The organism is Paraburkholderia sp. DHOC27 (assembly GCF_003429005.1).
GTDB lineage: Bacteria > Pseudomonadota > Gammaproteobacteria > Burkholderiales > Burkholderiaceae > Paraburkholderia.
The window spans coordinates 173,412-194,307 of record NZ_QVQV01000001.1 but is presented as its reverse complement, the minus strand read 5'-3'; the positions used below and the strand labels follow the sequence as shown (position 1 = coordinate 194,307).

The window sequence follows — 20,896 nt, the reverse complement described above, 5'->3', positions numbered from 1 at the left end:
GGGCGGCACGTCGGCGCCTCGTCAACGCAGCACCTAAAACTTAGGAGACAAAAGATGCTGAGCCCTCACGAATTCGCAACGCTGATGCTGGTGATGGACGCCACGGAGCAACTGGAGGTCGACCATGCCGATCTCAATGCGCTGCTGGAACGTCAACTTGTGAGGCTGGAGAGACTGGCTTCCGGTCAGGCGCTGCCGCGTTTGACCCACGAAGGAAGGTTCTTTCTGAAAGCGGCCGGGCGCCACCGCTAAAGCGGCCACTTGATAAACGGGGGTGTGTTGACCGAAAGTGCCTTTCTCTTCTCCTGACCTGTGACCACGCTTCGATAAATCGGACGAGCGTGCCTTTGTATGCGGTACAACCCAGAGCAAGAGCCCGCAATAAAAGTCGTTCAGGTAGTTTGGTGTACTTATTTAAAAATCACAATAACCGAGAGTCTGGCGTAGTGGTGGTCCCCTTGCGGAGCATCACATTCGTCAACCTATCTAGCCATTCCAAAACCCACGAACGTGCGCTCACCCTTGATCGGGGGAGCGCACGCTCTATTCCCTCTCTGGAGAGATGCACGATGAACGAGTGGTTTCCCGAGCAGTACAGCGCTGCGCACAAGGCCAATCTGGCAGCGTTCTATGGGTTGGCGCATCTGGCCTTTGAGAATCTGCACAAGTTGACCGCCTTGAATCTGCAAGCGACCAAAGCCGCGCTGGCGGATACGCAAAACATGCTGCTGAGCACCCACCAGCAGGATCTGTTCGCGCAACAGAGCACCCGTAGTGCCGTGCAGGTTGAACGCCTGCAGTCGTATCACCAGGCGCTGTACGAGATCGCGTTGACCACGCAAGCCGAACTGGCGACGCTCGCCGGCACGCGTTTCGAAGCGTACAACCAGCGCGTCCAGGCCCTCTTCGACGATGCAACGAGGCAGATGCCCGCCAGCTCGGCAGCCGCCGTGGTCGCACTCAAACGCGTGATGGGTTCGAGCCACGCGCTGTACGACAGCGTCAACAAGTCAGTGCGGCAAGCGGTGCATATGGCCGAAAGCAGCGTTGAGGCGGTGCTGCCGTCCAGCACGTCTCAGAGCGTGTAGCCGTTCTTGCGTACGACGCGTGATTATTTCCGCCCGCTCACTTTTTTATTGAAACGATCTATATTGTTGCAATAGCAAGCGGCGGATTCCCGCGCCACCTGCTCGCCGCCCGGCGCCGCCATGCGCCGGGATCCGTCGTCAGACACGGTTGAGAACTGCAGGGGGAGACATGTCGACTTCACCGCTTATCGAAGGTGGCGTTCCGCGCGGGCAGGTGGCACAAAACGACGCGCGCCTATACAACCATGACCTCGCGCCGGTGCCGCTCAACAAGCGCACCTGGACGGGCTACTGCATCTTCGCGATGTGGATGTCCGATGTGCACAGCGTGGGCGGCTACACGTTTGCCGCGAGTCTGTTTCTGCTCGGCATCTCCGGCTGGCAGGTGCTCATTGCGCTGACCGTAGGCATCCTGATCGTCTACCTGCTGATGAATCTGGTCGGCAAACCCAGCTACGTGCACGGCATCCCGTTTCCGGTCATGGCACGCGTCAGCATGGGCGTGATGGGCGCAAATCTCGCTGCAGTGATTCGCGGCGTGGTGGGCATTGTCTGGTACGGCGTGCAAACCTATTTCGCGTCGAAAGCGGTGGCCACGCTCGTGTTGGTGTTTTTCCCTGCGGCCATTTCGCTGCGTGACGTCGGCTTCATGCGGCTGGATGGCCTGGGATGGGCCAGCTTTCTCTTCATGTGGCTGTTTCAGTTGTTTATCTTTCAGCGCGGCATGGAGGCGATCCGCAAGTTCATCGACTTCTGCGGACCGGCCGTGTACGTGGTGATGTTCGCGCTCATGGCGTGGATTCTCTCGCAGGCGGGCCTTGGCAGTTTGAGCCTGACGCTGGGCGGCAAGGTGCTGTCGGGCAGCGAACAATTCGCGAGCATGGGCAACGCGACGCTGCTGGTGGTGAGCTATTTCGCAGCCCTGCTGCTGAATTTCGGCGATTTCTCGCGCTTCGCGAAGAGCGAGCGCCAGATGAAACTCGGCAACTTCCTGGGACTGCCAGTCAATTTCATTGTGTTCGCCATCATCACGGTGATCGTGACCTCGGGCAGTGCGACCGTGTTCGGTTCGATGATCATGGACCCGGTGGCGATTGTCGGCCATATCCAGAACAAGGTGGCCGTCGTGATCGGCAGCCTGACCTTCATCGTGGCGACAATGGGCATCAATATCGTCGCCAATTTTGTTTCGCCGGCCTACGACATCGCCAATCTCTTCCCGCGGCATATCGACTTCAAGAAAGGCGGCCTGGTCGCTTCCATCCTGGCCGTACTGGTGTGTCCGTGGATCTTCGTCGATAGCCCCAAGGCCATCACGATCTTCGTGAGCGTATTCGGCTCCGTGCTGGCGCCACTGTACGGCGTGATGATGGCCGACTTCTACCTCATCAAGAAGCAGCAGCTCGAAACCAGCGAGCTGTACAGCATGTCGCCGCAAGGCCGTTTCTATTACGACGGCGGCTGGAACAAGGTGGGCATTGCTGCGCTGATCATCTCCGGCATCGTTTCAGTGGGATGGGAACTGTGCACGCAACTGCTGCAGATTTTGCCGCCCAACAACTTTGGCTGGCTAATCGGCGCGGCGGTGGGCGCGATCCTGTATGTGGTGATGATGCGGGCGGCGCATCGCACCTGAACGTGTTGCTTTGCGCGACGCTGTGTGTGCCGCTGCGGACTTCTTACGCTGCCAGCGGCACGACCACCCACACCTCCAGACCGCCGCCTTCGCGCGCGTGAAATTGCAGCGCGCCGCTATGCAGCCGCGCAATCCGTTCGACGATGGCAAGCCCGAGGCCCGTACCGCCGGGTTGCGAGCGCGCATTGCGCCCGCGCTGGAAAGGCTGCTTCAGCGCTTCGAGTTCGTCGGGCGCGAGTCCTTTGCCGCGATCGCCCACTGCCACATAAACGCTGCGGTTCTGCACCCACGTGCGGACCGCGAACCCCGTCTGCCCATACACGACGGCGTTCTGCATCAGGTTCATCAGAAGCCGCATCATGGCGATGGGGCGAAAGGCGAACACCGGCACCGCGCCGAGCGAAAGCGCGAATTCGTGACCCAGTCCCGCGAAATCTCCAGCCAGCCGCTCGATGAGCGCATTGATGTCGCCGGTCTGTGGAAGCTCGCGCTCGCCGCTGCCCGCGTAATCCATGAACTGCTGGAGGATCGTTTCGATCTGGTCGAGATACGCTTCGGCGGCGATCACGAAGCTGTCGTCGCCATCATCCGTGATGGCCATTGCCATCGCGAGGCGCAGCTTGGTGAGCGGCGTGCGGATATCGTGCGAGATGCCGGCCAGCATCAGCGCGCGCGTAGCCTCGGCCTGTTGCAGCGTGTGCGTCATCTGGTTGAAGGCGCCGCTGACTTCGGCGATTTCCGTGGGGCCGTCGCCGGGCAACGGCTCGGGCATTTCGCCGGCGCTCACGCGCCGGGCCGCGCGCGCGAGGTTTTGCAGCGGCCGGTTCAGGTGCCGCTGGATCAGATAGCCGGTGAACGCGGCCAATGCGGCGAGGCCGAGCGAAAGCAGGATCGCCGCATCGAGGCCGGCGCCGCGCGCATCCTCGGGGACGGGTAGCGCGAGCCAGTAGTGCTCGCCGTGCGCGTGCATTTGAATCCACAGGTGTTGGCCGCCTTCGGACTGCCAGCGCACAGGCATGTCGGCGGGCAGATTGTGCCGCAGGGTGTCGAGGAAGATGGCGCGTTGATACGCGGTATAGAAATACAGGCCGCCAGGCGGTGGAGCAAAGGACGCGACGTCAGCGGGCGGTTGCAACTGGCCGTTCAAACGCGTGATCAGCGCGCTGCGCTCGCTATCCGGCGCGGCGTTGAACAGCGTGTCGAGAATTTTCACGTAGCTCGCGAACACCTGCGCTGTGCGTTCGACGCGCGGCCTTTGCACGTAGTGCAGCAACACCACGAGTGAACACAGTTGCGAAAGCAGCACCAGCACGATCAAGAGCGCAATATTGCGTGCGAGCAGTGTCTTGGGCAGCGCGACGAGCCTCATGATTCGACGTCGGCGATCAGCATATAGCCCACGCCCCACACCGTTTTGATGAAGCGCGGTTTGGACGGATCGTCTTCCACAATTTGACGCAGCCGCAGCACCTGGACGTCGATACTGCGATCGAGCGCATCGTGATCGCGGCCCCGCGCCCGCGCAATCAGATTGTCGCGACTCACCGGCCGGTTCGGCGATGACGCCAGCGCCACCAGTAACAGCATTTGCGCGGAGTGGATGTCGAGCGTTTCGCCGCCACGCATCAAGGTTTGCTTGCCGATATCCAGCGCGAAGTTGCCAAAGCGCACCGCCTGCGATGTGACGGTGGGATCGCCGGAGGCGATTTTCTGGCGGCGCAGCAATGCGCGAATGCGCGCCACCAGTTCGCGCGGCAGGAAGGGTTTGGCCAGATAATCGTCGGCGCCGGTTTCGAGACCCACCACCTTGTCGAGCGGGTCGCCCTTGGCGGTCAGCATCAAAATGGGCAGCGTCTGGCCTTCCGCACGCAGACGGCTGCATATTTCGAGGCCGTTTTCTTCGCCGATCATCAGATCGAGTACCAGCAGATCGTACGGCTCGCGCTGCAGATAGCGGTCGAGCCGCTTGCTGTCTTCCACTACACGCACTTCAAAGCCTTGCCCGCTGAGAAACCGCTGCAGCATGTTGCGCAGTTCGGCTTCGTCGTCGAGCACGATGATCTTCGCGGGTTTGTCCATGCGTTGCTCCTTAAACGCGCGTTCGCCCTGAGAGGGTGAACGCTGAGCGAAGGGTAACAACCAAGTGGGGCTGACAGGTTTGCCCGGCAAGTTTAACCGCTGTTTGCACGGCTTAGTTGCGAGTCTCAATTGCAACACTTAATGAGCCGACATGTGTTGCTGCATGAAGGCTTCGATTTGCGGCAACGTGACATAACCGGCGCCCGCGCTATCAATCTCATCGAAGTGCCGCGCGACCATCGGCATGCCGAGGGCTGCCTGCTGTTTTGTGAGCTTGCCGTCCTGCGTGGTGTTGGCACTCGCAAAGCGGCTTTGCAACTGCTGCGCCATTTGCGCCATACGTTGCGGATTGGCTTGCTGTGCAGTCTGTGCAGAAGCAGTTTGCATGAATGCACCGGTGGATGCCAGGCACAGCGCCATCATGATCAAGGTCTTTTTCATTGCGTTCTCCGTGGAGTGTGTCGTTGTGCGTCGCTAGCGTTGTGCTGCGATCCGTTCAACGACAGGCCGAATTTTTATCGAAGCCTGCACGCAAGGCAATTTCAGAATCATGTCGCCGTATGTCGTGGAATGTGTGGCGGTCGGATCGTGGTCATATCGTGGTCCGTGAAGCGGGATTTGTCGTGAGAATGGTCGTTAGATTTCGTGCGACGCGCGACATGGAATGAAATACGTTTTCGCTGCTGTTTTTCAGGCGTTTTTTGTATCGTTCGCTGGTCAGCGCCGCGTGCGCTTCACGTCCGCTGCTATAGGCGCACTTCAAGGGTGCACTTCAAGGGTGCGCTTCAGGCCATAGCGGCGATTGCATCGCATTGGGAGTTCCAGTGAAGATTCGTTTTCTTTTTGCGTCGGCAGCCGCCGCGATGGGCTTTGCGTGTTCGGGGAGTGGGTTCGCAAGAACAACGACACCGTGGATGCCGTCCTGCGCGCCGGTAACAGCGCTGTATTTTCCACCGGGTGTTCCGCCGCAATCCACTGGGCAGAATGATCACGCTGCTGACGTGTGTGCCGAGGGAATCAGGGTGTCAGAACGCGACAGACGCGCCGATCCGCTTGAAGCGGACGCTGGCGCGTCGAAAAGCGAAAACGAGGTCGAGGTATCAGTGAAAGATCAGATACAGGATGACCAGAACGAACAGCGGAACGCCGAGTAGCCAGCCAAGGATATAAGGCATGATGGATCTCCTCCGAATGTTGATTGGGTACGCGTATCTCTCAGCACACCCCGTGCCCGACCTCGGAGGATTGATCTGATCAGTTCGCGCTGCGCGTAGTGCGGCGGCGTGCTTTCGCGCCGCGAACCCGGCCCTGCACGCCTGTGTGCAACGTCAGTGCTTCGGGCTCCAGACGAATGCTGTTGCAGCCCACGGCAACTCGCCCAGTATCGCTTCTTCATAGGCTGCGCTCACGCGGGCCACGTCCTGCGCCCGATCGCTTGCCTGAATGTTGCGCAGTGCAGGCAGCGCGAGTGCAAGCGGCCGGCACAACGGGTAATCACGCACGCGCAGCTCGGGCGCGACCGTTGTGAAGAAGGCGGTGGTGGGCACATCGAAGCCGGCGGCGATGTGCACGGCGGCAGTGTCGGACGTCAGCACGTAGCGCGCATGTTTGACCCAGGCAAGGAACTCGGCAGTGTTGCCGGAGAGCGCCGTTACGTCTTCATAGTGAGGATGGTCCAGCGCACCGAAGCCCAGCACCGGCAAACCAAAGCGTTCGTACAGGCGCGTGACGAGGGCGCCCCGCACGGCCGGCGGAATGCTGCGAACCGGCGTGCTCGCGTCTGGACAAAACAGCACGTAGGGACGATCCCGCCAGGCCTCTGGTAATTGCGGCAACAGCAAGGATTGCAACCAGCGGTTGGCCTTGAGCGCATCGGCGATGGTGGCTGTGTCGACCCCCAGAGACGCGAGAAAAAAGTCGATCATCGGTGCCGTCATGAAATCCGGCCAGAACAGATGATTGCCGATATCGATGCGCGCTTCGTCGCGTGGAATGTCGTTCAGCGGCCAGGGCAAGCGGCGTATTTCGATGAAGCGCTCCGAGGCAAGCGCATATAGCGCTTCGACATAGGCCGGCGCGAGGGTGGGGCGATACACCACGAAATGCAGGTGAGGATGAGCGGCCTTGAGCGCGGCGATAGCGGTCAATCCAATGATGGAATCGCCAAGCGTCACGCCCATGCCATTGATCACATGAACCGTTCGCACCGACGCGTAGTCGAGCCGGAACGGACGCAACGCCGCGCTGAGGATGCCGGGTTGAGCGGCGAGTGCGAAGTGCTCGCCAATGGGCGCGTCACGTTGCTCCAGATCGTACGGTGCGATGATGCGACCGTGCGGATCGAGCAGAGACCCTGGATGGGTGAGTGCTGCGTCGGCACTTAGGCTGAGCAATTCGTTCGTTCCGGTGGTTGAGTCAGGCGCGATGGGTTGGCAAGTCGGCAAGCCGGCGCGTGAGCAAGAGGCCGCGCTGCGTGCGCGGCATCAGGATTATGCCCGCTTGCTTGTAGCCGTGCAGGCTACGTGACGGACGTGTTTTAACATGCCGCGTTAGATCATATAGAGAGCCCGCGCTTTCAACGCTTCGGCTGCGCTGCCGCGAGACCCGCACGTAGTTCCTTGCGCATTACTTTGCCGGTCGCGGTCATGGGCAGACTGTCGACAAAGCGAATCTCGCGCGGATATTCATGGGCGGCGAGGCGCGTTTTGACATGCTGCTGAATGTCGCGCACGAGTTTGTCATCGGGTTTGAAGCCCGCGTTGAGCACCACGAACGCCATGACGATTTCGGTGCGCTGCGGGTCGGGTGCACCGACCACCGCGGCCATGCAAACGGCGGGATGGTGCAGCAGGCAGTCTTCGATCGACGCAGGTCCGATGCGGTAGCCCGCACTGGTGATCACGTCGTCGTTGCGTCCCACGAAGCGGATAAAACCTTCTTCATCACATTGGCCGAGATCGCCGGTGAGCAGATAACATCCGCGAAATTTCTCGCGCGTCGCGGCTGCGTTGCGCCAGTAGCCAAGAAACATCACCGGGTCAGGACTCGCAATCGCGATGTTGCCCGGCGTGCCCGCAGGCAGCGGCTGCCCTTCGTCGTCCACGATCACCACATCATGGCCAGGCACGGCCTTGCCGATGGCGCCAATGCGCGGCTCGAACAGCGAGGCGCACGACGACACCACGACGTTGCATTCCGTTTGCCCGTAAAACTCGTTGATGGTCACGCCAAGCGCGGCGCGTCCCCATGCAATCAGTTCTTCGCCAAGCGATTCGCCGCCACTCGCCACCGCCTTGAGCGAAAGGCGCCATTGTTCGGGATGCGCGACGGTGCGCATCATCTTGAGCGCGGTGGGCGGCAGGAAGGTGTGCGTCACTGCGTGGCGCGCCATCAGATCGAAGGCCGCCTCGCCGTCGAATTTTTCAAAGCGGCGAGCCAGCACGGTCACGCCGTGATGCCACGCGGGCAGCAATACGTCGAACAGTCCACCAATCCATGCCCAGTCAGCGGGCGTCCAGATTAGCGTGGCGTGTTGGGGAAAGCGCGCCTGCGACAACTCCACGCCTGGCAAGTGACCCAGCAACACGCGCTGGGCGTGCAACGCGCCCTTCGGTTTGCCGGTGGTGCCCGAGGTATAGATGATGACGGCTGGGTCCTCCGACGAGGTATCGACCGGCGTGAACTGCTCCGATTCTGCGTTGAGCGCATCCCAGAAGCTCATCACCGGATGGCCAGCAGCCGGGTCGGCTTCGAGCGGGTCGATGCAGTACACGGCTTTCAGTTCGGGCAGCGTATGGCGGATTTCGCTGAGCTTCTGCAAGCCGGCTGCGTCGGTGATGAGTGCTGCGGCCGCACTGTCGGCGAGGCGGTACTGGATGGCGTCCACACCGAACAGTGCGAATAGCGGCACCGCAATGCAGCCGGCCTTGTAGGCGGCGATGTGAGCCAGCGCGGTTTCCGGCGATTGCGGCAGGAAGATCGCCACGCGGTCGCCGCGTGTCACGCCGCTGCGGCGCAACGCGTTGGCGAACTGACTGGAGCGGGCTTTCAGGTCGTCGAAGCTGTAACGCGTGGCCGTGCCGTCGCGATGCTCATAGATCAGTGCGGGTCGGCCCGAGCCGTCGGCCCATTTGTCGCATACATCGACGCCAATGTTGTAGCGCTCTGGAATCTGCCATTTGAAGCTGGCAGCGAGTGACTCGAAGGTCGTGGCTTCGGGAAGCATCGCGTTGTCCTTTGTGCGTGGTGCGCCAAACGAGGTGCGCAGCCTGGTGTGATGCGTCGATGGTATATCGAACCGGCGGAGCGGAGCGCAGCGGCGACACGTGGCCACTCCCGCTGCCGACCCCGGCGCGATTGTCCTCAGGACTCCGTGATGGCGAGCGATGCTTCGCACTGCATCATTCGCCGCATTGCAGCAAAAACAGCGTAAAAACAGAGGGAAAACCCGTAATGAATTAAGTGTGCCATCCTCATTGATTTGCGTCACGCGGGGCCCGCTTCATCGGGAAACCCCTAGCATCTTGCGAACAGGGTTCGCGCTAGTCTTCTCGACAGAGGAGGCAAACCATGAGACGCGTATTCAATGTTGCTGTACTAATGCTCCTTGCCTATTTCACGGTAGGTCGCGCGCTAACCCACGCCCAGGCTGGGGAAGCCGGTTCGATCACGTGCGAGAGAGGGGCCGAAATGGTCCGCACGAACGCGTTGACGAAGGGGTTTTCCGACGCGGCGTCTAGCGGGCAAGGGCAGAATTTCCTGTCCAGCTGTCTAGTGACGGGCGAAGCACGCGTCGATAATCTGGTGGCACGCGATTAAGCTTCCGCTTAAGCGGCACGTATTGTGCAGATACACGCTGTTGAAGCGACGCCGCGCTGAGTGAGTGCAATCTGCTGTGGTGCAGCAAAAAGAGACCGTCTAGAAGCGGGCTGCTGATTGACCACGAAGCAAGCCTTAAGGAGCGGCGTTTGATGCCGCTCCGGCATGACGCGCGCTACCCTCGCAACTTCCCTTGTCAAAAGTGGTTCGGCGTCCGTATCAATGATCCGGTTGCGTCATCACGCCGGATAACGTCCTGACAATTTCCCCAAACGCTGGCCTCTGATCAATCTGATCCATCAAGCAAGCGTTTCTCAGCTTCTCGAGCGTGCCCATGACGTCTGCTGCTGACTCCTGCTGTTCGGTGCGCTCGATCAATTCCTCCAGCAAACAACCAAACGCACGGACCTCCACGCGCTGAAGCAAGGACGCGAGTACCGTATCGTCCAGACCGTAAAACGACGCGGCGCCAAAGTCTCCCAGCAGTGCATGTCCTTCGCCGTCGTGCAGGATGTTGTGGGCGTAAAGGTCGCCGTGCATGATGCCGTGCGCGTGCAGGTGGCTCGCCGCCGATGCAATGTCGTGTGCGATGCCAAGCGCCGCCGCTGGTTCAAACCGAGCATCCGCGGCGTAGATGTCCCGGGTGCACGAATTCAGGCTCGGTGGCCCCGCAAGATTCGTGAAGCGCGGATCGATCAACGCCATTACGAGACCTTCCGTTTGCGCGGGATGATCCTGCACGCGGCCGAGCACGCCAATCAGACTCGCATGTCGCCCCGCACCGATGCACGCGGCCATCTCGCAGTGAGGCAGGCCGTCGCTCGTCACCGCGCCTTTGAACAGCTTCACCGCAACGGGTTGCGCAGCGTGTCCCTCCGCGCTTCGATACAGCGCGCGATAAATCACGCCCGAGGCGCCTTCGCCGAGCGTCTCCTGGAGTTGCAGCGCGTGCCAGGGGATAGCGTGGATTGATGTGTCATCCAGCGCGGCGGATTCGAGCGGTGTGTCGAACGGATTGCCCGCATACGCGAGCCACGCGAGCCGGGGCAATTGCATGAGCCACGCGGGCAATTCGGTCAGTCGATTGGCGGCGAGCCTGATCAATTCGAGGCGCGTGCAGTCGGCCAGTTCCGCAGGCAGTCGCTGCAAGCGGTTGCCCGCCAGCATCAACTTTTGCAGCTGCGTGCAGGCGCCGATTTCGGCTGGCAGTGTTTCGATCTCATTGTCGGTGAGGATGAGCCAGCGCAACGCGCGCGGCAACGACTGGCCCGAGACCGTGCGGATCCGGTTTGCCTTGAAGCCCACCATGCTGAGTTGCTCGCATTGTCCCAGCACGTCGGGCAATGCTGTGAAGGGATTGTCGGAGCAAAAGAGAATGCGCAGCTTGCGCAAACGCGGCAAGTCATCAGGCAGGGACGACAACTGGTTGCCCGAGAGATCGAGCACCTCCAGCGTATCGGCGAGATCGAAAATTTCGCGCGGGAATTCAGTCAGACCGCCGGCGATTTTCAGGCTGGTCGCGCCGGCAAGCTGGCCCGAGCGGAGTAAGTCGAGGGTGCGGGTCACGGTAATGAACGAGGCCTGACGGTAGAAGGTTTGCGTGATTCACTGCTAACCGCAAGGATTCTACCGGCAAGCCTCGACTATGGCTTTGCCCACGCACCGCGATTCATCAGAACCAGTCGGCTGCCATCGTGAGCGTCGTATCGTCGAGACTGCGCAGCATCGCCAGTTGATGAGCCGTGCGGGGCAGCTCCCAACGGAAAAACCACTGACAGGTGTGCAGTTTGCCGCGATAGAAGCCTACGTCGTCACCTTGCGCCGCGCTCAATGCCGCCGCTGCAACGCTCGCCTGACGCAGCCACGTCCATGCCATCACGACATGGCCGAAGGCTTCGAGAAATGCGTTGGCGTTCGCCAGTGCGCGTTCGGTGTCGCTGGCGAGCGCGGGAACCAGCGCTTCAACGGTGTTTAGCACATCGGCCCACGCGGTCGCCAGCGCGTCGGCGCAGCCGTGCAGTTCGGCGTGCGCGCGTGCGTCGTCGATACTGCGCTCGATTTCCCGCCCAAGCAGTTTGAGCGCCGCACCCTGTTTCATGGTCACCTTGCGCCCAAGCAGATCCAGCGCCTGAATGCCGTGCGTACCTTCGTGAATCAGGTTGAGGCGATTGTCGCGGTAGTACTGTTCCACCGGATACTCACGCGTATAGCCATAGCCGCCATGAATCTGGATGGCGAGGCTATTCGCTTCGAGGCACCATTGCGACGGCCAGGATTTGACAACGGGCGTCAGCATATCCAGCAACAACCCTGCTTCGGCGCGGGCGCTGTCGGTCTCGCCGGTGTTCTGTTCATCGACGAGACGCGCGGCGTACAGACAGAGCGCGTAGGCGCCTTCTACAGCGGCTTTTTGCGCGAGCAGCATGCGGCGTACGTCGGCATGTTCGATGAGCCGTAGTTGCGGGGCCAACGGATTCTTGTTGTCCGGGCGCCGTCCCTGCGGCCGCTCCCGCGCGTAATCGAGCGAGGCAAGGTAGCCGCGATAGCCGAGCATGACCGCGCCGAGCCCTACACCGATGCGCGCCTCGTTCATCATATGAAACATGCAGGCGAGCCCCTGATGCGGTTCGCCGACCAGTTCGCCGATGCACTGACCGTGCTCGCCAAACGACAGCATGGTGGAGGTGGTGCCGCGCCAGCCCATCTTGTGAATCAGGCCAGCGAGCGCGACATCGTTGCGTTCTCCAAGGCTGCCGTCGTCGCGCACATGAAACTTGGGTACCGTGAAGAGCGAAATGCCTTTGACGCCCGGCGGCCCGCCGGGAATCCGTGCGAGCACGAGGTGCACGATGTTCTCGCTGAGTTCGTGATCGCCGCCCGAAATGAAAATCTTGTTGCCGCGTAGCGAGTAGGTGCCGTCTTCGTTGGGCGTGGCACTGGTGACGAGATCGGACAGGCTGGAACCCGCCTGGGGTTCGGTGAGCGCCATCGTGCCGAACGCGCGGCCATCCAGCAGCGCCTGCAGATATTTGCGCTTCTGGCCCGCGCTGCCAAAACGTTCGATCACATTCGCGTTGGCCATCGTCAACATCGCGTAGGAGGTGGTGGCCATATTCGCGCTCTTGAACAGCGACTGACAGGCGAACGCCACGACGGCCGGCAGTTGCATGCCGCCCGCGTCGTAGTCCTTGGTGGCGGCGAGCAGTCCGGCTGCCCGAAACGCGTCGAGTGCGTCTTTCACTTCGGCGGGCATCGTCACACGCTGACCGTCGAATTGCGGTTCGTGCTCGTCCACCAGCCGGTTGTGGGTGGCAAATTTTTCCGCGGCGATCGAATGCGCGGTTTCCAGCGCGGCGTTGAAGGTCTCGCGCGTGTGATCCGCGTGACGTGCGCGTTGCGTCAGCGCTTCGGCGTCCAATACTTCGAAGAGCTGGAACGTCAGATCGCGCGGATGAATGAGCTGGGCATCTTGCATGTGAAGTGACTCGTTAAAGAAAGAGAGCGTGCCGCGAGCGTGTTGGCGCACACGACGGTGCGTCGCGAATCCAGGGGAAAACGCTTAGTCGAAGCACGCGAAGCAGGTTGCGCGTTTGGACTTCGACAGCCGGGTTAGTCCCGATGACAGGCCATGCGGGTCAGTTTATATCGAAAGCGAATGATCGTGCTTTTATTTACACGGCCGATACTCGCACGTATGATGAACCGAATCTGCCAGAGAAAATCTGCCGCGCAGAACACAACACAATGGAGACGCCGGATGCACGTAAAAGACCTGTTTCAACTCGAAGGCAAAGTAGCGCTGGTAACAGGCGGCTCGCGCGGGTTGGGCCTGCAAATGGCTGAGGCGCTGGGTGAAATGGGTTGCCGCGTCGCCATCACGGCGCGCAAGGCGGACGAACTCGCCGAGGCAAAGGCCCATCTGCACGCACAGGGCATCGAAGTGCATACCGTGGTGAACGATCTCGGCAAATTCGATAGGATTCCCGATCTTGTTGGCGAAGTGCTGGGCCTGCACAACCATATCGACATTCTCGTGAATAACGCGGGCGCCACCTGGGGCGCACCCGCCGAAGATTATCCCGACGAAGCGTGGCACAAGGTGATGAATCTGAACATCAACGCGCCGTTCTTTCTGGCGCGCGAGGTGGGCAAGCGCAGCATGATTCCACGGCGCGCCGGCAAGATCATCAACATCGCTTCCATTGCGGGGCTCAAGGGTGCACCGGCAGGCATGACCACGATTGCCTACAACACCTCGAAGGCCGCCGCCATCAACTTCACACGCGCGCTCGCCTCGGAGTGGGGACGCTACAACATCAACGTGAACGCGATTTGCCCCGGCTTTTTCCCGTCGAAGATGTCGGCCGGTTTGCTCGCCACGATGGCAGACGAGGTCATTGCGCACTCGCCGTTGCATCGCCTGGGTGGTGAAGAGGATCTGAAGGGCGCGGTGGTGTTTCTTGCCAGTGAAGCGTCCCGCCATATCACCGGCCAGCACCTCGCGGTGGATGGCGGCGCCAGCATCGTGTAAAGTCCCGGCGCCCACGCACCCGCTCGCAATTCACACGTGACGGCAGGAGAACACCTTGAACACGCTTCATCACGCCCATTGGCCGCCCGGCATTCCGCATCATTTGAGCTTGCCGCAAACCAACCTCTTCTATAACGCGGAAGTATCGGCGAAGCGCTTTCCGGACAAGCCGTTCATGATTTTCTACGACACGCCGGTGACGTTCGCCGAGTTCGTGGACGAAGCGGAACGTATCGCCGCATTCCTCCAGCAGAAGTGCGATGTCAAGGCTGGGGACCGTGTGCTGCTCTACATGCAGAACAGCCCGCAGTGGGTGCTGGCGTACTACGGCATCTTGCGTGCGAATGCAGTGGTGGTGCCGATCAATCCGATGAACCTGACGGATGAACTGCGCCACTACGTGCGCGATAGCGGCGCAACCACCGCTTTCGTGCCACAGGACCTGTATCCGCAACTGGAGCCATTGATTGGCGACGCAGCGGAGCAGGGCCTCAAACATGTGATCGTCGCGACGTATAGCGATTATCTGAAGCGGCCACCCTGCATCACGCCGCCCGATTCCGTCTGCGCACCACAAAGAGCCATACAGCACAGCGGCGTCACGGCGTGGCGCGACATGCTCGCGCTCGGCCTCGTGCCCGGCCCGCTCACCAGGGGTCCCGACGATCTGGCGGTGATGCCCTATACCTCGGGCACCACCGGCAAGCCGAAGGGCTGCATGCACACGCACCGCAGTGTGATGAGTACGGCGGTGGGCGGTTGCTCGTGGTTCGCGGGCTCGCAGGACAGCACGCATCTGTCGGTGCTGCCGCTCTTCCATGTCACGGGGATGCAGGGCGGCATGAACGGCCCGCTCTATTCGGGCGCCACGATCGTGATTCTGCCGCGCTGGGATCGCGATGCGGCCGCGCAGATCATGCAGCGTTACGGCGTGTCCGCGTGGCAATCCATCTCCACCATGATGGTGGACTTCCTGTCGAATCCGCGGCTCGGCGAATACGACCTGTCCCAACTCAAAGGCACGCGCGGTGGCGGTGCCGCCATGCCCGCAGCGATTGCGCGCAAGCTCAAGACGCTCACCGGCCTCGACTACGTGGAAGGCTACGGGATGACGGAGACCATTGCGGGTACCCACATCAACCCGCCGCATCGTCCGAAGCCGCAGTGCCTCGGCATTCCGGTATTCGATCTCGACTCGCGCATCATCGATCCGACCACGTTGCAGGAACTGCCGCGCGGTGAAACGGGCGAGATCGTCGTGCACGGACCACAGATCATGCAGGGTTACTGGAATGACCCACAGGCCACGGCGCAGGCCTTCATCGAACTGGACGGCAAGCGTTTTCTGCGGACGGGCGACCTCGGCCATATCGACGAAGAAGGTTATTTCTTCATGACCGATCGCCTCAAGCGCATGATCAACGCGTCGGGCTACAAGGTGTGGCCCGCAGAGGTCGAGACGATGATGTATCGCCATCCGGGTATTCACGAGGTGTGCGTGATCGGCGTGCGCGACGAGCGGCGCGGCGAGACCGTCAAGGCGCTGGTGGTGCCGGCGGCGGGCTATGCGGGCAAGCTGAGCGAAGACGACATCGTGAGCTGGGCGCATGAACAGATGGCTTCGTACAAGGCGCCGCGTATCGTCGAATTCGTGACCTAGCTGCCGAAGTCCGGCAGCGGCAAGATTCTCTGGCGCAAGCTACAGGAGGAGGACGCGGCGCGTTGCCATCCGGCAGGCAGCGAGAAAACCTGAGGACGTACCAGGACGTTGCGCGTAGCACTGTCGTGGCGGGTGGGTGTTATTTTGTTGTAACCTTGCTTCCGGGTGCTGCCTGGCATCCATCAAGCGCGTTTCGTCGTTTGAGGCTGGTTGCGTTCACACGCTGCGAGACGGCTCACAATATATAAAGGAGAGGTCCACCATGAAGCGTTTTCGCCTGACAGCAATCGCATTGGGATTCACGGTCGCCGCGTTCGTTGCGGGCACAGCCGTCCCGGCCATCGCACAAACGGACACTGGCGCGACGGATGCAGGTGGCGCTATGGCAGCCTCGGGTGCCACGACCAAAGCCGAACGCAAGGCAGCGCGCAAGCAGGCGCGGGCCAAGAAGAACGCTGAACTGAAGAAGCTCGAAGAGAATGGCTACCAGCCGGGCCGCGCGGATCCGAATTATCCGCAGGACCTGCAAAACGCCCAGAAGAAAGCGGGCATCGGGCAAGGTGCAAGCCAGTAACACGCGGCGCACCATTCGTCCGGTTCGTTCAACGGGATCAGAAGGCGCCGGTTTCTACAGCGGCCGGCGCCGTTTTCCACCCACCGCCTCACGCCCTGCATCTCTCATCTGACCTGATCGGTCGCAGCCTGGTGGCCTCGTCGAGCCTTCACGTGCTGGACGGATTCACACGAAGCACCGCCGCCCTGGTCTGCACTGCATCCCTCATCATCATCGGCTCGACCGCCGCGCCAGCAAAAAAACCGTAATCGGCGCGCCACAATCGTCTCATCCGCAAAACGGGTTGGTAACATGAGTCCGTGCGAAGCATGGTTTCATTTGCCTTTCATCGGTATGTTGCCGGACGGCGCAACGTATAGCAGACTCTACTTTCTGCCAGATCAGATTGATTCTTGAGGCCCTTATGTCGATGGACGTGGACACGATCACAGATGAACGGATCGCAGAGATTGCGGACCGGTTGAGCGAAGAGGGCCGGAAAGTGTCTCCGGTAACCGTGTGGACGGAAGTCCAGAGCGGTTCGATCATGGAAATTGCCGGTGCGTTGCAGCGTTGGCGCGAGGCCCGCGAACCCGAGACACCTCCCGACCAAGGGCACGCGGTTTTGCCGGACGACCTGGCCGAACCGATGATGAGCGCGGCGGCCCGGCTGTGGGCGGCGGCCCGTGACGAGGCAGAGCAGGCGTTCGGGCAGCGGCTCGGCACGGTGAACCGTCATCTGGAAGCTGCCGTGGCGGAGCGCGACGATGCGCTGATCGAATATCAGCGCGCCACTGAAGAAGCCAGCACGCAGCGCGAGCGAATCCTCGCGCTGACCAACGCGCTCAATGCGTCGGAGAGCGCGGCGGCGCGTTTGACTGAGGAAGTGGCACACGCGAAGGGCCGTGCGCAAAACGCGGAGACGCGCGCGGACGAACTCGCGCTGCACGCCTCGGAAGTGGACGCGAAGCTGGAGCAGACACAGACGGCGTTCGAGGAGGAGCGCAAGGCGCGCGACGAGTTGGCCACCATCGTCATGGTCAAGAACGAAGAGATCGCGCAAGCCAATCAGGAGCGCGACGAGGTGCGCCAGGAAGCGACCATCCTGCGCGACGCACTGCAGCAAAAGACCTATGCGCTGGGCGCGGCGGAACAGGAGGTGGCGCGCCTCAAGTCGGAATACACAGCAACGACACAACGTGCCGACGCCGCCGAGACCCGCATTGCGGCTCTCGAGCACGAACTGTCGGAAGGCGAAGCCAATCTGCAGACCATACAGGCCACGTTCGGCGAAGAACGGGCCGCGCGCGAACAACTGGCTGCGGTTGTCGCGAGCAAGGATGGCGAGATCACGCAGCTCGCTCAGGAACGCGAAGAACTGCGCAGCGCGCTTGCAAAGAAAGACGACGAGATCGCGTCGCTCAGCGAGGCGCGTCAAGAACTCCTCGACGTGGTGCAGAGCAAAAACGATGCGCTCGCAACGTCCGTCCAGCAGCAGGACGCATTGCGTAACGCCGCGGTGAGCCACCAGGGCGAAATCTCCCAGCTCGTTCACGAGCGCGAAGAACTGCGCAACGTGGTCGCGAAGAAGGATGACGAGATCGCGGCGCTGGCAGACGCACGTGACGAACTGCTCGAAGCCGTACAGAGCAAAAACGGCGAAATCGCGAAGTCCGCGCAGGAGCATGAAGAACTGCGGCGTGCCGTGGCGAGCAAGACGGATGAAATTGCCCGCGTTGCGCGCGATCGCGATGAACTGATCGATCTCGCCGCGACGAAGAGCGACGAGATTTCCCTGCTCACGCAGAACCACGCGCAGCTCACCGAGGAGCATGAAGCGCTGCATTCGGTCGTCGCCAGCAAGAGCGAACAGATTGACCGCCTCACTCAGCAGCACGCGCAGGCACAGCAGCAAGCGGCCAGTTCAGGCGCACTGCTGGAGGAAAAGGCCCAGGCGCTGAGCGTCGCTGAAAACGAGGCCGCGCGCCTTGCAATGGAGCTGGCGACGACGATTGGGCGCGCCGAAACCGCCGAGACCCGCGTCGAAGAACTCGTGCAGCGCGCCACCGAGGCGGACGCGCAAGTCGCCTTGACGAGCACGACGCTCGAAGAAGAGCGCAGGGCGCGTGATGAACTTGCCGGCGTGGTCGAAAGCAAGACCCAGCAGATCGGCAAGCTCGAGCAGGAGCGCGACACGCTGACTACCACGGTCGCCAGCAAGAACGACGACATCACGCGAGCCGCGCAGGAGCGCGACGAGGCCCGCCGCGAGGCCACGACGTTGGGCGAAACGCTGACGGAGAAAACCTCGGCGCTGAGCGCTTCGGAAGCAACCGTCAGTCGCCTCGAAGAAGAGCTGGCCGCGGCGGCGAGCCGCACGGAAGCGGCCGAGTCACGCGCGCAGGAGCTGGAGCGCCGTGCTTCGGACGAAACCGCTCGCCTCGAATACGCCACGGCCTCGCTGGATGAAGAACGTCGCTCGCGCGAAGAACTGGCGTCCCTGGTGACGAGCCAAAGCGACGAGATTGCGCGCATGGGTCAGGAACGCGATGAAGTGCAGCGTGAGGCCACCAATCTGCGCGATGCGTTCAAGGAGAAGATGAGCGCATTGAGCGCCGCGGAAGAAACGGCGACGGGTCTCACGGCCGAGCTTGCTGCCGCGAAGACACGCGCGGATGCCGCCGAGTCGCGCGCAGAGGAACTCGCGCAACGCGCGCAGGAAGAGGCCGCGCGGCTCGCGCAAACCACGGCGGCGCTGGACGAGGAACGCAAGGCACGTGAAGCATCCGAGGCGGCCGTGGCGAGCCACGGCGAGGAAATCGCGCGGATCACACAGGAGCACGATCAAACCCGTCAGGAGCTGGCCGCGTTGACGGACACGCAGCGGGCCAGCGCGGACGAAGCGAGCCGGCTTGCCGAGGAAGCCAACGCGGCGGTGTCCCGTGCCGAAGCCGCGACCACGAAGGCAAGCGAAAGCGCCACACGCGTTGCAGCGGTGGAAGCGGAACTGAACGAGGCGCGCAAGGCATTCGCCGCCGGGCGTCAGGCGCTCATCGCCAAGGACGACGAAGCCGCGATTCAACGTACTGAACTCGAACGCCTCACGCGGGAACTCGAGGAAACGCGCCGGCAGCTCGCGGCGCTCACCAAGGTCAGAACCACGTCCGACGGCGAACTGGCGCGACTCACCCAGGAAGTGTCCGCGGCCCGTGAGCGCGCCGATGCTGCCGAGAAGCGCGCGGCTGAGTTGGCGCAGCGGATCGCGAAGCTCAATGAGACGCGGGCGGAACACCCGCAGCGCGGCCCGCAACCGGACGCGCCGGTTGCGGATGCGGATCAGGGCGAGGAAGTCGCCGCGTTGCAACGTCAGATGTCCGCACAGGCCAAGGCGCATGCGAAAGCCTTCAGTGAACTGCGCGCCAATGCCGAGCAATGGGTGGCGCACGCCAAGGAACTCAAGCAGCGGCTGGGACATGCCAGCGAAAAAGTGTTGTTCATCGACGCCCGCAGCACGGGCGAGGTGGCGCTGGTGCGGCGGCTATCGTCTGAACTGGAGCGGCTCAAGCCCGACCACGAACTCGTCTCGCGCGAGGTGCAGCAGAAACTCATCAGCACCGCCATGACGCAGCAACTCGCGGCGAAGGGGTACAGGTACGACCCATCGACGGCAGTGATGTCGAAGGTGGAAGGATGAGGGGCGGGGACGCGGGATGACGAAGCCAAGCTTGCGCAAGGGAACGCTGCACGACTGGGACTTCCTGAGCGCGGTTCACGAAGCGTGCATGCGTGAGTATGGCGTGCCGAGCCATCAGCGCCTGGGCATTGGCACGGCGTTGCTCAAGCGGCTCATCGCGCAGGCGCATGCTGACAGAAAGCCAATCCGGTTGCGCGTGCTGCGCGTCAATCCGGCAAGACAGCTCTACGAGCGCAATGGTTTTACGATCGATCGCTCGACCGAGGAGCGGCATTTCATGTCGTATACGGCATCCGTTGCAGACGCTGCGGATCAGCACCAATGACCGCTTACGCCGCGTTGCTGCGGGCCGTGAACGTGGGCGGCACCGGCAAGCTGCCCATGTCCGAATTGCGGGCCATGTGCGAGACCTTGGGCTTTGCGAAGGTGCGGACGTATATCGCCAGCGGCAATGTGGTCTTCGAAAGCCAACTCGCTGAGAAAACGGTCAAAGCGAAGCTCGAAAAGGCGCTTGATGCGTATGTCGGCAAGCCCGTTGGCGTGCTGGTTCGCAGCGGCGCCGAACTCGCCGCGATTCTCGCCGCTAACCCATTCGCGTCGGCCGCTGGTAATCAAACGGTGGTCATCTTTCTCGACGCGCCGCCCCCTTCCAACGTGCTGGCGAAGGTAAGCGGTCAACAGTCCGAAGAAATCGTGGCGGGAACGCGTGAGCTATATGTGCACTACCCCAATGGCATCGGCCAGTCGAAACTGAAAATCCCGGCCGCCAGCACGGGCACCGCGCGCAACATGAATACAGTGGCCAAACTCGCGGAGTGGTCGAGCGAGTAGTGCGTG

At 61.8% G+C, this 20,896-nt stretch carries 16 protein-coding genes and 1 pseudogene; 10 read left to right on the top strand and 7 right to left on the bottom strand.

The genetic code is table 11. The annotated features are described in order from the left end of the window. Window positions 1-54: 54 nt before the first annotated feature. From D0B32_RS00780 to D0B32_RS00770, 3 genes are all read left to right on the top strand, one after another. Window positions 55-252 carry a hypothetical protein gene (locus D0B32_RS00780; RefSeq protein ID WP_117331785.1) on the top strand — a complete coding sequence of 66 codons (198 nt, stop codon included), beginning with the start codon at window positions 55-57 and terminating at the stop codon, window positions 250-252. 317 nt (window positions 253-569) lie between these two features. Further along, the gene (phaP, locus tag D0B32_RS00775) at window positions 570-1,088 is read left to right on the top strand and encodes a TIGR01841 family phasin (protein WP_117331784.1); all 519 of its coding nucleotides are present in this window, start codon (window positions 570-572) and stop codon (window positions 1,086-1,088) included. 169 nt (window positions 1,089-1,257) lie between these two features. Beyond that, window positions 1,258-2,724, top strand: a complete 1,467-nt coding sequence (locus D0B32_RS00770; protein ID WP_117331783.1) for an NCS1 family nucleobase:cation symporter-1 — start codon at window positions 1,258-1,260, stop codon at window positions 2,722-2,724. A gap of 43 nt (window positions 2,725-2,767) precedes the next feature. Here D0B32_RS00770 and D0B32_RS00765 read toward each other — a convergent pair whose 3' ends face one another. The 3 genes from D0B32_RS00765 to D0B32_RS00755 all read right to left on the bottom strand — a co-directional run bounded on the left by D0B32_RS00765 (window position 2,768) and on the right by D0B32_RS00755 (window position 5,244). Continuing rightward, complete coding sequence (locus tag D0B32_RS00765) at window positions 2,768-4,093, bottom strand: ATP-binding protein (RefSeq protein WP_117331782.1); 1,326 nt, start codon at window positions 4,091-4,093, stop codon at window positions 2,768-2,770. After that, entirely contained in the window at window positions 4,090-4,803 is a 714-nt protein-coding gene (locus D0B32_RS00760; RefSeq protein ID WP_117331781.1) for a response regulator, read from the bottom strand. Before D0B32_RS00760 ends, D0B32_RS00765 begins: the two co-directional genes overlap by 4 nt. A 138-nt stretch (window positions 4,804-4,941) precedes the next feature. Then, entirely contained in the window at window positions 4,942-5,244 is a 303-nt protein-coding gene (locus tag D0B32_RS00755; RefSeq protein WP_117331780.1) for an EF-hand domain-containing protein, read from the bottom strand. Between the two features lie 383 nt (window positions 5,245-5,627). On the opposite strand from D0B32_RS00755, the gene D0B32_RS32160 reads away from it, so the two are divergent. Continuing rightward, window positions 5,628-5,957 carry a hypothetical protein gene (locus D0B32_RS32160; protein ID WP_147329461.1) on the top strand — a complete coding sequence of 110 codons (330 nt, stop codon included), beginning with the start codon at window positions 5,628-5,630 and terminating at the stop codon, window positions 5,955-5,957. Between the two features lie 174 nt (window positions 5,958-6,131). Here D0B32_RS32160 and D0B32_RS00750 read toward each other — a convergent pair whose 3' ends face one another. From D0B32_RS00750 to D0B32_RS00730, 4 genes are all read right to left on the bottom strand, one after another. Continuing rightward, complete coding sequence (locus D0B32_RS00750; RefSeq protein WP_259294840.1) at window positions 6,132-7,196, bottom strand: glycosyltransferase family 9 protein; 1,065 nt, start codon at window positions 7,194-7,196, stop codon at window positions 6,132-6,134. 182 nt (window positions 7,197-7,378) lie between these two features. Continuing rightward, window positions 7,379-9,028 (bottom strand): acyl-CoA synthetase, encoded by a 1,650-nt coding sequence (locus D0B32_RS00745; RefSeq protein ID WP_117331779.1) that lies wholly within the window; start codon window positions 9,026-9,028, stop codon window positions 7,379-7,381. An 812-nt stretch (window positions 9,029-9,840) separates the two neighbouring features. Continuing rightward, complete coding sequence (locus D0B32_RS00735; RefSeq protein ID WP_117331777.1) at window positions 9,841-11,187, bottom strand: leucine-rich repeat-containing protein kinase family protein; 1,347 nt, start codon at window positions 11,185-11,187, stop codon at window positions 9,841-9,843. Window positions 11,188-11,293: 106 nt separating this feature from the next. Then, the gene (locus D0B32_RS00730) at window positions 11,294-13,096 is read right to left on the bottom strand and encodes an acyl-CoA dehydrogenase (protein WP_117331776.1); all 1,803 of its coding nucleotides are present in this window, start codon (window positions 13,094-13,096) and stop codon (window positions 11,294-11,296) included. A 282-nt stretch (window positions 13,097-13,378) separates the two neighbouring features. Here D0B32_RS00730 and D0B32_RS00725 point away from each other — a divergent pair, with 282 nt between their 5' ends. The 6 genes and pseudogenes from D0B32_RS00725 to D0B32_RS00700 all read left to right on the top strand — a co-directional run bounded on the left by D0B32_RS00725 (window position 13,379) and on the right by D0B32_RS00700 (window position 20,890). Further along, complete coding sequence (locus tag D0B32_RS00725) at window positions 13,379-14,152, top strand: SDR family oxidoreductase (RefSeq protein WP_117331775.1); 774 nt, start codon at window positions 13,379-13,381, stop codon at window positions 14,150-14,152. A gap of 55 nt (window positions 14,153-14,207) precedes the next feature. Then, window positions 14,208-15,905 (top strand): annotated as a pseudogene (locus tag D0B32_RS00720) (long-chain fatty acid--CoA ligase). A gap of 169 nt (window positions 15,906-16,074) precedes the next feature. Next, window positions 16,075-16,386 carry a DUF4148 domain-containing protein gene (locus D0B32_RS00715; RefSeq protein ID WP_117331774.1) on the top strand — a complete coding sequence of 104 codons (312 nt, stop codon included), beginning with the start codon at window positions 16,075-16,077 and terminating at the stop codon, window positions 16,384-16,386. 403 nt (window positions 16,387-16,789) lie between these two features. Continuing rightward, window positions 16,790-20,059, top strand: coding sequence for a DNA-binding protein (locus tag D0B32_RS00710; RefSeq protein ID WP_117331773.1), 3,270 nt, complete (start codon window positions 16,790-16,792; stop codon window positions 20,057-20,059). Window positions 20,060-20,075: 16 nt separating this feature from the next. After that, window positions 20,076-20,384 carry an N-acetyltransferase gene (locus tag D0B32_RS00705; protein WP_117331772.1) on the top strand — a complete coding sequence of 103 codons (309 nt, stop codon included), beginning with the start codon at window positions 20,076-20,078 and terminating at the stop codon, window positions 20,382-20,384. Then, window positions 20,381-20,890 carry a DUF1697 domain-containing protein gene (locus tag D0B32_RS00700; RefSeq protein WP_117331771.1) on the top strand — a complete coding sequence of 170 codons (510 nt, stop codon included), beginning with the start codon at window positions 20,381-20,383 and terminating at the stop codon, window positions 20,888-20,890. Before D0B32_RS00705 ends, D0B32_RS00700 begins: the two co-directional genes overlap by 4 nt. Window positions 20,891-20,896: the final 6 nt, after the last annotated feature.

Coding starts and splice junctions, on each gene's coding strand:
- D0B32_RS00770 (WP_117331783.1), top strand. CDS start 1,258: ATGTCGACTTCACCGCTTATCGAAGGTGGCGTTCCGCGCGGGCAGGTG.
- D0B32_RS00730 (WP_117331776.1), bottom strand. CDS start 13,096: ATGCAAGATGCCCAGCTCATTCATCCGCGCGATCTGACGTTCCAGCTC.
- D0B32_RS00715 (WP_117331774.1), top strand. CDS start 16,075: ATGAAGCGTTTTCGCCTGACAGCAATCGCATTGGGATTCACGGTCGCC.
- D0B32_RS00780 (WP_117331785.1), top strand. CDS start 55: ATGCTGAGCCCTCACGAATTCGCAACGCTGATGCTGGTGATGGACGCC.
- D0B32_RS00755 (WP_117331780.1), bottom strand. CDS start 5,244: ATGAAAAAGACCTTGATCATGATGGCGCTGTGCCTGGCATCCACCGGT.
- D0B32_RS00725 (WP_117331775.1), top strand. CDS start 13,379: ATGCACGTAAAAGACCTGTTTCAACTCGAAGGCAAAGTAGCGCTGGTA.
- D0B32_RS00745 (WP_117331779.1), bottom strand. CDS start 9,028: ATGCTTCCCGAAGCCACGACCTTCGAGTCACTCGCTGCCAGCTTCAAA.
- D0B32_RS00700 (WP_117331771.1), top strand. CDS start 20,381: ATGACCGCTTACGCCGCGTTGCTGCGGGCCGTGAACGTGGGCGGCACC.
- D0B32_RS00765 (WP_117331782.1), bottom strand. CDS start 4,093: ATGAGGCTCGTCGCGCTGCCCAAGACACTGCTCGCACGCAATATTGCG.
- D0B32_RS00705 (WP_117331772.1), top strand. CDS start 20,076: ATGACGAAGCCAAGCTTGCGCAAGGGAACGCTGCACGACTGGGACTTC.
- phaP (WP_117331784.1), top strand. CDS start 570: ATGAACGAGTGGTTTCCCGAGCAGTACAGCGCTGCGCACAAGGCCAAT.
- D0B32_RS00710 (WP_117331773.1), top strand. CDS start 16,790: ATGTCGATGGACGTGGACACGATCACAGATGAACGGATCGCAGAGATT.
- D0B32_RS00760 (WP_117331781.1), bottom strand. CDS start 4,803: ATGGACAAACCCGCGAAGATCATCGTGCTCGACGACGAAGCCGAACTG.